The 11,939-nt window shown below is 62.4% G+C and carries 10 protein-coding genes; 9 read left to right on the top strand and 1 reads right to left on the bottom strand.

The genetic code is table 11. The features are described from left to right. The first annotated feature begins 94 nt into the window (after positions 1–94). From H6B31_RS04540 to H6B31_RS04500, 9 genes are all read left to right on the top strand, one after another. Positions 95–643: a DUF1836 domain-containing protein gene (locus H6B31_RS04540; protein WP_204897409.1), complete on the top strand. Its 549-nt coding sequence runs from the start codon at positions 95–97 to the stop codon at positions 641–643. Positions 644–655: 12 nt separating this feature from the next. Then, positions 656–1,528: a DegV family protein gene (locus H6B31_RS04535; RefSeq protein WP_204897408.1), complete on the top strand. Its 873-nt coding sequence runs from the start codon at positions 656–658 to the stop codon at positions 1,526–1,528. Positions 1,529–1,598: 70 nt separating this feature from the next. Further along, entirely contained in the window at positions 1,599–2,543 is a 945-nt protein-coding gene (prmA, locus tag H6B31_RS04530; protein ID WP_204897407.1) for a 50S ribosomal protein L11 methyltransferase, read from the top strand. A gap of 187 nt (positions 2,544–2,730) precedes the next feature. Continuing rightward, positions 2,731–3,936: a dicarboxylate/amino acid:cation symporter gene (locus H6B31_RS04525; protein ID WP_204897406.1), complete on the top strand. Its 1,206-nt coding sequence runs from the start codon at positions 2,731–2,733 to the stop codon at positions 3,934–3,936. A 255-nt stretch (positions 3,937–4,191) separates the two neighbouring features. Then, positions 4,192–6,927: a transglycosylase domain-containing protein gene (locus H6B31_RS04520; protein WP_204897405.1), complete on the top strand. Its 2,736-nt coding sequence runs from the start codon at positions 4,192–4,194 to the stop codon at positions 6,925–6,927. A gap of 231 nt (positions 6,928–7,158) precedes the next feature. Further along, a complete protein-coding gene (locus H6B31_RS04515; RefSeq protein ID WP_204897404.1) occupies positions 7,159–7,599 on the top strand; it encodes an ACT domain-containing protein in 441 nt (146 codons plus the stop codon). A 30-nt stretch (positions 7,600–7,629) separates the two neighbouring features. After that, positions 7,630–8,838, top strand: coding sequence for a homoserine dehydrogenase (locus tag H6B31_RS04510; protein ID WP_087288424.1), 1,209 nt, complete (start codon positions 7,630–7,632; stop codon positions 8,836–8,838). 91 nt (positions 8,839–8,929) lie between these two features. Then, positions 8,930–10,156 carry an aspartate kinase gene (locus H6B31_RS04505; RefSeq protein WP_204897403.1) on the top strand — a complete coding sequence of 409 codons (1,227 nt, stop codon included), beginning with the start codon at positions 8,930–8,932 and terminating at the stop codon, positions 10,154–10,156. 213 nt (positions 10,157–10,369) lie between these two features. Beyond that, on the top strand, positions 10,370–11,140 hold the full coding sequence (locus tag H6B31_RS04500; RefSeq protein WP_204897402.1) for a hypothetical protein: 771 nt from the start codon (positions 10,370–10,372) through the stop codon (positions 11,138–11,140). A gap of 178 nt (positions 11,141–11,318) precedes the next feature. Here the strand turns inward: H6B31_RS04500 and H6B31_RS04495 are convergent, their stop codons facing one another. After that, positions 11,319–11,891 (bottom strand): uracil-DNA glycosylase, encoded by a 573-nt coding sequence (locus H6B31_RS04495; protein ID WP_087288428.1) that lies wholly within the window; start codon positions 11,889–11,891, stop codon positions 11,319–11,321. Positions 11,892–11,939: the final 48 nt, after the last annotated feature.

Below are 11,939 nucleotides of genomic sequence, written 5' to 3'. Positions count from 1 at the left end.
CATGCTGGGGCGTGGTATTGAAAATCATATTTGCATTTTCTATCACCCCGTGGTAGCATAGAGTTAATGAGAAGTGAGGGAGGAGAACGTCCGGATGAACGAACTGATGGACCTGAAGGAGCGCATGGAGCATGAGCGCCCCGCCCAGTGGCACGAGCTGCCCGACATTGCCCTGTATATGGATCAGATCATCGCCTATATGCCCCGGCAGCTGATCCGTTTTGACGACCGGGAGGCCCTCACCTCCGCCATGGTGAACAACTATATCAAGGACGGCCTGGTGCCCCGGGCGGCGGGCAAGCGGTACGGCCCCATCCACCTGGGCTACCTCACGGCGGTGTGCGCCCTGAAAAAGGTGCTCTCCGTGCGGGACATCGGCATTCTGCTGCGGGCTGGGGAGGCACGCAACAAATCCCCGGAGGAGCTCTATCAGTACTTCTGCGGCGCGCTGGACCGGGCCCTCAACGACACCGCCGCCGCCATCGACGGGGAGGCCGGCCGGGAGGACCTGGCCCGCATGGCGCTGGACCTGGCCCTGCGCAGCTACGCCGACCAGCTGGCCTGCGCCCGCATTCTGGATATTCTCCAGCCTCAGGCGGAGGAGCATGCCAAGAAGACGAAAAAAGAAGTCCCGAGAAAATAGGAGGCCGCTGCCATGTCTGAATACGTACTGATTACCGATTCCTCCGCCGACCTGAGCCAGGAGATGGTCCAGGAGCTGGGAGTGACGGTTCTGCCCCTGAGCTTTACCATTCAGGGAAAGATCTACCGAAATTATCCGGATAACCGGGAGATGGATCTGCCCCTGTTCTACGACATGCTCCGGGCCGGAGAGCTGGCCACCACCTCCGCGGTCAACGTGGCCGAGTACACCCAGGCGGTGGAGCCGATCCTTCAGGAGGGAAAGGATGTTCTGATCCTGGCCTTCTCCTCCGGGCTGTCCAGCACCTATCAGGCCTCGGTCCTGGCGGCGGGGGAGCTGCGGGAGAAATATCCGGACCGGAAGATCTACACGGTGGACACCCTGTGCGCCTCTCTGGGCCAGGGGCTGCTGGTCTATCTGGCGGCCCAGGAGCAGCGGAAGGGAAAGAGCATTGAGGAGGTGCGGGACTGGGCGGAGGAGACCAAGCTGCACCTGTGCCACCAGTTTACCGTGGACGACCTGCACTTTTTGAAGCGGGGCGGCCGGATCTCCGCCACCACCGCCGTGGTGGGCTCTATGCTCCAGATCAAGCCCGTCCTCCACGTGGACAACGAGGGGCACCTGATCAACATCGGCAAGGCCCGGGGACGACAGGCATCCCTGAAGGCCCTGGTGGACAAGATGGAGAAGACGGTGACCGAGGAGGGCAGGAAGACGGTCTTTATCAGCCACGGAGACTGCCGCAAGGACGCGGTGACGGTGGCGGATATGGTGCGGGAGCGGTTTGGAACCCAGGATATCCGCATCAACTTCGTGGGTCCGGTGATCGGAGCCCACTCCGGTCCGGGGACCCTGGCGCTGTTTTATCTGGGGACGGAGCGGTAAGCAAGAAATCATATGGGCCGGAGCGTCGTGGGGTGCCCCGGCCTCTCGTTTCGTTTGGAGGTTTGAAATTATGGAGGATATCAAGTGGCTGGAGGTGGCGGTGAACACCACCCCGGAGCGGCTGGACGAGGTGACCGCCAAGCTCACCGCAGCGGGCATGGCCTCGGTGGTCATTGAGGACGAGGGGGATTTCAAGCAGTTTCTGGAGCAGAACCGCCAGTATTGGGACTATGTGGACCAGGAGCTGCTGGACCGGATGGCGGGCGTCTGCCGGGTGAAATTTTACGTCACCGACGACGACCACGGCCGGGAGCAGCTGGCCCGGTACACCCAGGGGCTGGACTGCGAGTACACCACCGCCCCCCTGTCGGAGAACGACTGGGCCTACAGCTGGCAGAAATACTATAAGCCCCTGGTGGTGGGGGAGCGGCTCTACGTGGTCCCGGAGTGGGAGAAGGACAAGCCGGTGCCCGAGGGCCGGGTGCCCCTCTATCTGAACCCCGGCCTCACCTTTGGGACCGGCTCCCACGCCTCCACCCAGCTGTGTCTGGAGGGGGTGGAGGAGCACACCCGCCCCGGGGACCGGGTGCTGGACCTGGGCTGCGGCAGCGGAATCCTCTCCATCGCCGCCCTGTGCCTGGGGGCGGGATACGCCGCCGCGGTGGATATCGACCCCAAGGCGGTGGACGTGGCCTATGAGAACGCCGCTCTCAACGGCATCGGAAAGGACCGGTATACCGTCCGGGCGGGGGACATTCTCACCGACCGGAAGCTGGAGGCGGAGCTGGGCGGGGAGAAGTACCCCCTGGTGCTGGCCAACATTGTGGCCGACGTGATCATCCCCCTGTCCGTCTGGGTGCCCCAGGTGCTCTCTCGGGACGGGGTGTTCCTGTGCTCCGGCATTATCGCCCCCAGGGCCCAGGAGGTGGCCGACGCCCTGGCCCGGAACGGTCTGAAGGTGACCAAAAAGCGGGAGAAAAACGGCTGGGCGGCCCTGGAAGCTGTGCTGGCGTAATCAAGAATGTTCGGTTTGGCGGCCCTCCGTGTTCCGGCGGCGGGCCGCCTTTTCTGCAGAAGACGGGTTTCTCCTTGTAATAAGCTGGGAAATATGGTACAATTGCCCTGCGTTTCGGCATAGAATGGGAGGCCGAAGCGGTGTGTGCCGCCCGCTGGGCGGAAACCTGGGGAAATGGAGTGTGTATATGAAAAGTATTGTCAAAAGCCTGCCCTTCCGTCTGCTGGTGGGCGTCGTGGTGGGCATCGCGCTGGGACTGTGGGCCGGAGGCGCTTCCTTCGGGTCCCAGGTCATGCAGGTGGTCCTGACCGTCAAGGAGCTGCTGGGTTCCGTCATCAACTTCTGCGTGCCCCTGATCATTATTGGCTTTATCGCCCCGTCCATCACCCGGCTGAAGCAGAACGCGTCCCGGATGCTGCTGCTGGCCCTGGTTCTGGCCTACGGCTCGTCGGTGCTGGCCGCCCTGCTGTCCATGTCGGCGGGCTTTGCCATCATCCCTGCCCTGTCCATCCAGTCGGCGGCGGAGGGCCTCAATGAGCTGCCCGAGCTGCTCTTCAACCTGGAGATCGCCCCCATCATGTCGGTGATGTCCGCCCTGGTGTTCTCGGTGCTGGTGGGTCTGGCGGCCACCTGGAGCAAAGCGGAGCTCATCACCAAGGTGCTGGAGGAGTTCCAGCGCATCGTGCTGGAGATCGTGACCCGGGTTATCATCCCCATCCTGCCCTTCTTCATTGCCGGCACCTTCTGCGGCCTGGCCTATGAGGGCTCCATCACCAGACAGCTGCCCGTCTTCCTCATTGTGATTCTCATTGTGATGGTGGGCCACTATATCTGGATGGCAGTGCTGTACGGGGCGGCCGGCCTCTACTCCGGCTCCAATCCCCTGGAGGTGGTGCGGCACTACGGCCCCGCCTATATCACCGCCGTGGGCACCATGTCCTCCGCCGCCACGCTGGCGGTGGCCCTGCGGTGTGCCCACAAGTCCAAGGTGCTCCGCAGCGACATGGTGGACTTCGGGATTCCCCTGTTCGCCAACATCCACCTGTGCGGTTCGGTGCTCACTGAGGTGTTCTTTGTGATGACCGTGTCAAAGGTGCTCTACGGGGAGCTGCCCTCCCTGGGCACGATGGTCCTGTTCTGCTTCCTGCTGGGGGTGTTCGCCGTGGGCGCGCCCGGCGTGCCGGGGGGTACCGTCATGGCCTCCCTGGGCCTCATCACCAGTGTGCTGGGCTTTGACAACACGGGCACCGGCCTGATGATGACTATTTTCGCCCTTCAGGACAGCTTCGGCACCGCCTGCAACATCACCGGCGACGGGGCGCTGACCCTGATGCTCACCGGCTACGCCAAAAAGCACGGCATCGAAGAGGTGGAGACTCCCGACCTCCTTTGACAAAGAAGAAAGCCGCGCCTCCCGCTCTCATTGGGCGGGAGGCGCGATTTTTATTCGAAATCAGGCGTTTTATGGGGAAAACAGTAAGAAAAGTGAGGAAAATCACGGGATGGACAAATGGGCAGAATATGGTATAATATATGGAGATTTTTTGCCGCGGGAGCCATCCAGCGGCAAGATTCCTTGACGAACGAAAACGCTATGACCCTGGGAGCGTCCGGTCTCCGGCGCTCCCTATGTTCGGAGGTAAATCCTGTGTCTGAACGAAATTATTCTTCCTATTCGTCCCAGGACGAATCCCGGCCCCGCAGCCGCAGCAGTTCCGGCCGCCGCTCCTCTGAGCCCCGCCGGAGCAAGAAGCGCGGGAAGCGGAGCCCGGGGCGCACGGCTCTGTGGGTGATCGGTACCATTCTGCTGGTGGCCGTCACTACGGGGGCCATTATGTGCTGCTTCGCGGCGGTCTACATCCGCAACAACATCCTGCCCCAGGCCCAGATGGACATGAACGACTTCACCCTCAACGAGAACAGCATCATGTACTACCAGGATGACAGCGGGCAGTACCAGGAGCTGGGCCAGGTCCTCAGCGACACCAGCTCTGAGTGGGTGGATTTTGAGGAGATCCCCCAGGATCTGAAGGACGCGGCGGTGGCCATCGAGGACCGCCGGTTCTACACCCACCACGGGGTGGACTGGTGGCGCACCGCCCAGGCGGTGGTGAGCATGTTCACCGGCGGAGATATCCAGGGCGGCTCCACCATCACCCAGCAGCTCATCAAAAACCTCACGGATGAAAATGACGTGACGGTCAAGCGGAAGGTCACTGAGATCTTCCGGGCCCTGTACGTGGACGAGACCTATGGAAAGGACACCGTCCTGCTGTACTACCTGAATATTATCCCGCTGGGGGCCGGCTGTGAGGGCGTGGGCGCGGCGGCCGAGACCTATTTTGGCAAGTCTGTGTCCGAACTGTCCCTGGCCGAGTGCGCCAGCCTCATCGCCATCACCAATAACCCCTCCCGCTACGGTCCCTATTCCCTGGCCCGGGTGGCCAACAGCGAAGGGGAGATGTGGACGGCGGTACAGTGGAACAAGTACCGCCAGGAGCTGATCCTCCATGAGATGCTGGACCAGGGCTACATCACCCAGGAGGAGCACGACCAGGCGGTGGCCGAGGAACTCCAGTTTGTGGGTGTCAACGCCGACGATACCGGGGAAACTTCGGTGGAGACCGGAGAGATCTACTCCTGGTATGAGGAGGCGGTGATCTCCGACGTGCGGGAGGCCCTGAAGGAGCAGTACGACTATTCCGACCAGGTAGTCAGCTTGATGCTCGCCAAGGGCGGCTTGCGGATCTACACCTGCATCGATCCGGAGGTCCAGGCCCAGGCGGAGGCCATTTACGAGGACGAGTCCAACCTGAACTACCACTCCTCCAGCGGCCAGCGGCTCCAGTCCGCCATCACCATCATTGACAACGAGACGGGAGACGTTGCCGCCATCGTGGGCCGCATCGGGGAGAAGGAGCTCAACCGGGGCTTCAACCTGGCTACCGACGCCCAGCGCCAGCCGGGCTCCTCCATCAAGCCCCTGACCGTGTACGCCCCCGCCGTGGATATGGGGCTGATCAGCCCCATCACGGTGATCCCGGACTACCCCTATCAGGTGCTGGGCGGAAGCGCCTGGCCGGTGAACGTGGACGGGCGCTACCGGGGACAGGTCACCGTCAATGCGGCGGTGGAGGACTCCTTCAACACCGTGGCGGTGCGGGTGCTGGCCGATCTGGTGACCCCCGCCAAGGGCTTTGAGTACGGGACTCAGCGGTTCCACCTGCCCCTGATCAGCGAGCAGACCATCAGCGGTCAGACGGTCAGCGACATCGCCATCGCCCCCCTGTCCCTGGGCGGCCTGTCCCTGGGCGTCAGCACCCGGGATATGGCCACCGCCTTTGCCACCTTCCCCAACGACGGCGTGTACCGGGAGGCCCGCACTTTCACCCGGGTGGAGGACGCCGACGGCAATGTGATTTTGGACAACACCCGGGAGGAAGAGCAGGCCATCAAGAACACCACCGCCTACTATATGAACTATATGCTCACCAATGTGGTCAGCAGCGGCGGCGGCTCTGAGGCCCGAATCAGCGGCATGACGGTGGCCGGCAAAACCGGTACCACCGACACCAAGGATAACCGCTGGTTTGTGGGCTACACCCCCTACTACACCGCCGCGGTGTGGGTGGGCTATGAGACGCCCGCCCGTGTCCAGGCCTCCGGCAACCCGGCGGCTCAGATGTTCCAGAAGGTGATGGCCCCGATTCATGACGGCCTGGAGAACACAGGGTTTACCCAGCCCGGCGGCCTGACCCAGGTGTCCTACTGTCTGGACTGCGGGGGAGAGGCCACCGCCGCCTGCCAGAGCGATCCCCGGGGCGCTCGGATCGGTACCGGTTATGTGTTCGCGGAGGACCGGCCTACTACCGTGTGTACCTGCCACTCCCTGGAGGAGGGCTCCAACTCCATGGTCCGGGTGTGTGTGGACGACCCGGTTCTGGACGCCAACGGGGAGTTCACCGGCTACTATCACCTGGCCGGCCCCAACTGTCCCGAGGTCAGCATCCGCACCTACAGCTATCTGAACCTGGACCGGGAGAGCGTGGGCGGCGCGGTGGCCGAGGACAGCCAGTATTTCTACTCCGCCTATGTGGCGGCGGCAGGCACCGAGCAGTGCACCGTCCACGGCGAGGGCGGCCAGATCATCGACCCTGACGATCCCAATGGGGTGGAGGACCCCAATGGCGACCCCGGCGGTTCCGGGGATGAGCCGGGGACCGGCGATTCCGGCGGAGATTCCTCCGGCAGTTCCAGCCAGCCGGGAACGGACGATCCCGGGACGCCCGGGTCCAGCTCCTCCAGCACCACGGACCCGATGGGGAACAACAGCGAGGGCGGCGTGGCCATCAATCCGGAGACCGGCCGACCCTATGGCTATTGAGCAAATGGAACCAAAGGGGCGGAGAGAACTTCGGGTTCTCTCCGCCCGCTGTTCTGTCTGGGAGAATTGGGCAAATACGACAAAATGCGCCCTCTGTGGCTGCGGAAAATCTACGGCCCGTTCGCGGTTTTTCATTGCATCCCCCCGGGGGGTGTGCTAAAATAGACCACAGTGTAACTACAAATGCCCGCGATACGCGGACAGAGGTCGGCACAGGATGGAGGGACACCCATGAGTCAGTCGGCGGGATATTTCATTGTGGAGGCATCCGCCATGCCGGAGATCTTCCGGAAGGTGGCCGAGGCCAAGCGTCTGCTGGAGACCGGCGAGGAGACCACAGTGAACGGCGCGGCCCGGGCGGTAGGGATCAGCCGCAGCGCCTTTTATAAGTATAAGGATGCGGTGCGCCCCTTCAACGACATGCTCCATGGGCGGATCGTCACCTTTCAGACCATGCTGCGGGATGAGCCGGGGATTCTCTCCGGCCTGCTCAACGTCTTTGCCGGGACCGGGGTCAATATTCTGACCATCAACCAGAATATTCCCAGCAACGGCTGCGCGGTGGTCACCATTACGGCGGAGACCTCCGCCCTGCGCCGCACCCTGGAGGAGATGCTGGAGGCGGCCGCCTCCAGCCCCGGCGTGCTCCGGTGCGAGATTTTGGCGGGATAACGGAAAGCGGATACATTGAGGTGATTTGGAATGGTAAACGTAGCGATTTTAGGCTTTGGCACCGTGGGCTCCGGCGTGGCGGACGTGCTTACCCGGAACAGCGCGGTCATTGACCAGCGGGTGGACGGACTGGTCCGCCTGAAATATATTCTGGATGTGCGGGATTTCCCGGACAGCCCCTACAAGGACCTGTTTGTGAAGGACTTCTCCGTCATTGAGAACGACCCCGAGGTGGACGTGGTGGTGGAGACCATCGGCGGCGCCAAGGTGGCCCTGGACTTCACCCAGCGGGCCCTGAAGGCGGGCAAGAGCGTGGTGTCATCCAACAAGGAGCTGGTGGCCACCCACGGCTATGACCTGCTCCAGCTGGCCAAGGAGCACGGGGTCAGCTATCTGTTTGAGGCCAGCGTGGGCGGGGGCATCCCCATCCTGCGCCCCCTCACCGCCTGCCTGGCCGCCAATGAGCTGGACCAGATCACCGGCATTCTCAACGGCACCACCAACTACATCCTCACCCGGATGATCAAGGCGGGCCTGTCCTTCGACCAGGCCCTGAAGGAGGCCCAGGCCAACGGCTACGCCGAGCAGGACCCCACCGCCGACGTGGACGGCCACGACGCCTGCCGGAAGATCTGTATTCTGGCCGCCCTGGCTTTCGGACAGCACGTGTACCCCGACCAGGTGCCCACCCAAGGCATCCGGGGGGTGACCCTGGCCGACGTGGCCTACGCCGACTCCTGCGGCTATAAGATCAAGCTGCTGGGCCGCGCCATCCGGGAGCCGGAGGGCAAGGTGTGCGCCTTTGTGGCCCCCCACCTGGTCTCCTGTGAGAACCCCCTGGCCGGGGTGGAGGACGTGTTCAACGCCATCGCCGTCACCGGCAACGCGGTGGGCGACGTGATGTTCTACGGCCGGGGCGCGGGCAAGCTGCCCACCGCCTCCGCCGTGGTGGCCGACGTCATCGACATCGCCAAGGACACCAAGCGGGATCACCACAACCAGTGGGGCCCCGGAGCCCCCGACCTGGTGGTGTCCCCCGACGGCCTCACCTCCCGGTGGTACGTCCGGGCCCAGACCACCATGGATCAGGCCCGGCTGGCCTGCGGGGAGATTCAGCCCCTGGCCCGCGCCGGCGCTCCCGCCGGAGAGGCCGCCTTCCTCACCGCCCCCATGACGGAGCCCCAGCTGATGGACCGCCTGGCGGGCATGGAGGTGGGCTCCCGGTTCCGCGTGCTGTAAGCCGCGGGGCGGCTATTTGCCCGGGGGGCCCGGTCTGCATAGGATAGAGAGCAGACCTGCGTTTTGACAAACCGTTGGAGGGAAACAATATATGGCATTGATTGTACAGAAATTCGGCGGCAGCTCTGTCGCCAACGCGGACCGCGTGCGCAACGTGGCCCGGATCATCACCGAGACCTATAAGAAGGGCAACAGCGTGGTGGTGGTGCTCTCCGCCCAGGGAGACACCACCGACGACCTGATCGCCAAGGCCCAGGAGCTCAATCCCAACGCCTCCAAGCGGGAGATGGATATGCTCCTGTCCACCGGCGAGCAGATCTCCATCGCCCTGTGCGCCATGACCATTGAGGGGATGGGCTATCAGGTGGTCTCCCTCACCGGCTGGCAGGCGGGCATGAACACCGACTCCGCCTACAGCAACGCCCGCATCAAGCGCATCCAGACCGAGCGCATCCAGACCGAGCTGGACAAGAACAAGATCGTGCTGGTGGCCGGGTTCCAGGGCATCAACAAGTACGGCGACATCACCACCCTGGGCCGGGGCGGCTCGGACACCTCGGCGGTGGCTCTGGCGGCGGCCCTCCATGCCGACCTGTGCCAGATCTACACCGACGTGGACGGCGTGTACACCGCCGACCCCCGCTCTGTGAAGGGGGCGCGCAAGCTGGAGGAGATCACCTTCGACGAGATGCTGGAGCTGGCCAGCCTGGGCGCCCAGGTGCTCCACAACCGCTCGGTGGAGATGGCCAAGCGCTACAATGTCAATCTGGAGGTCCTCTCCAGCTTCACGGGAAATCCCGGTACAAAAGTCAAGGAGGTTGTCAAGACCATGGAAAAGACCCATGTAAGCGGTGTGGCGAAGGATAAGAACGTGGCCCGGCTGGCTCTCATCGGCCTGGCTGACGAGCCCGGCACTGCCTTTAAAATTTTCTCCCTGCTGGCCAAGAAGAAGATCAACGTGGACATCATCCTGCAGTCCATCGGCCGTGAGGAGACCAAGGACATCAGCTTCACCGTGGCCCGCGGCGACGCGGAGGAGGCCAAGAAGATTCTGGAGGAGAACCAGGAGTACATCGGCTTCAAGGCCATTGAGATGAACACCCAGGTGGCCAAGGTGTCCATCGTGGGGGCCGGCATGGTGAACAACTTCGGTGTGGCCAGCCGCATGTTTGAGGCCCTGTCCAGCGCCGGCATCAATATCAACATGATCTCCACCAGTGAGATTAAAGTCTCCGTCCTGGTGGATGAGCGGGACGCCGACCGGGCGGTCCAGGCGGTCCACGATAAATTCTTCTCTGAGTTTGGCGGAAACAACTGAGGCGGAGAAGTGACTTTTGTGTAAAATGGGGAAAAGCCGGGAGAAATCTCCCGGCTTTTCCCGCTATCCTGCTTTTTTCCTTTTTTTGTGTTGCAAAAATTTCTGAGTTCTGGTACAATAATAAACTGACTGGATCGTAGATAGGCGCAATATGCCTGAAAGAATGAGAAGCGGGGCTATGTCCCCGGATCAATAAGAGGAGAATCAAGGCACATGGATTATAATGAGAGAGAGGCGCGTCGGCGCCAGGAGGATCGGGATCTGAACCGGGCCCTGATCTGGGTCGGAGCGGCGATCGTCCTGGAATTTCTTTTGGTGCTTGTGAATCGTTATTATATCAACTACCGGACTACGTCTGAATCTATCAATCTTGCCCTTGCCATCAATGCGGGCCTGACGGTCCTGCAGTGGGTGAGCCTGGCGGCCGTGGCTGCCTGTGTGGTGTGGGCCATCCTGCGCTTGAATAAAGGAGAAAAAGCGGGCCTGCAGCTGACTTTGATTGCCGGAGCCGGGGTTCTGCTGATCTGCTCGGTAGTGATTCTGCACTTCCAGGACGCAGGAGTGCGGATGCTGTTCTGGCTGGTGCCCGCCTGGGCGGCGCTGGCGCTGGTGTACTACCTCTATCAGCGGGAATTTTTCCTGGCTGCTCTGGTGAGCGGCGCGGGTGTGCTGGGCCTGTGGTTTGTGCGCCACGCGGGGGCTGCCAGCCTCTATACTGTCGTGGCCATTGTGGCCATCGTGCTGCTGGCTGCGGCCATGTTCTGGATGAAGGCCCACCAGGGGCGGCTCATTGTCAAAGAGGGGATCAAGCGGGTGCTGCCCTCGGACGCCGGCTACGGGCTGATGTTTGCCAGCTGCGTGGTGAGTCTGGCGGCCATTGCGGCGGCCATCGCCCTGGGCGGCGCGGTGTCTTACTATCTGCTGTTTGCCATGGTGGCCTGGCTGTTTGCCCTGCTGGTGTATTACACCGTGAAGATGATGTAATTCAGTCAGTTAGGAATTAGGAGTTTCCTGAAGCGGGGTGCTTCTGGATTTCCAGGAAAGAGTGCAAAAGCGGCGCGGAGTATTCCGCGCCGCTTTTCTTATGCCTGTGCTTGCGCCTGGATATTGGTTCCGCGGGTTCTGGACTGCCTCAGTTGCAATATAATTCCTTATTCCTAACTCACCGGTAGGTGTGTGTACATACCTCCCGGATCTTGGCCTGGATGCCTTTCAGGTCCACAAAGGTGTCCGGACGGCGGGAGGGGTCCCGGAGGATGGCCGCCGGATGGAACAGGGCGGTCATGTGGACCCCGGACTTCTCAAACCACTGGCCGTGCTCCTTGGTGATTTTGAAGTCGGGCTTGATGAGCCGGATGGCGGAGATGCGCCCCAGGCAGATGATGATTTTGGGGCGGATCAGGGCCACCTGGTTGCGCAGGTAGCCGATGCAGGCGTCCTGCTCGGTGTTCAGCGGGTCGCGGTTGTGGGGGGGACGGCATTTGACCATGTTGGCGATGTACACGTTCTTGTCCCGGCTCAGGTCGATGAGCTCCAGCATCTCGTCCAGCAGCTGGCCGCCCCGGCCCACAAAGGGGAGCCCCTGCAGGTCCTCGTGCTCGCCCGGCCCCTCTCCGATGCACATGACCTCCGCGTCCCGGGGACCGGTGCCGAATACCACATGATGGCGTGTCTCTGCCAGTCCGCACTTTTGACAGGACAGGCACTGTCTCTCCAATTCTTCCCAATCCAGCATGGCGGCGACTCCTCTCACAGATCAGATAAGGCTAGTGTAGCATACCTG

Source organism: Pseudoflavonifractor capillosus, from assembly GCF_016899775.1.
In the GTDB taxonomy this organism is placed as follows: Bacteria; Bacillota; Clostridia; order Oscillospirales; family Oscillospiraceae; genus Lawsonibacter.
Note: the sequence above shows the minus strand (reverse complement) of the source record. Positions and strands in the feature narration are given on the sequence as shown.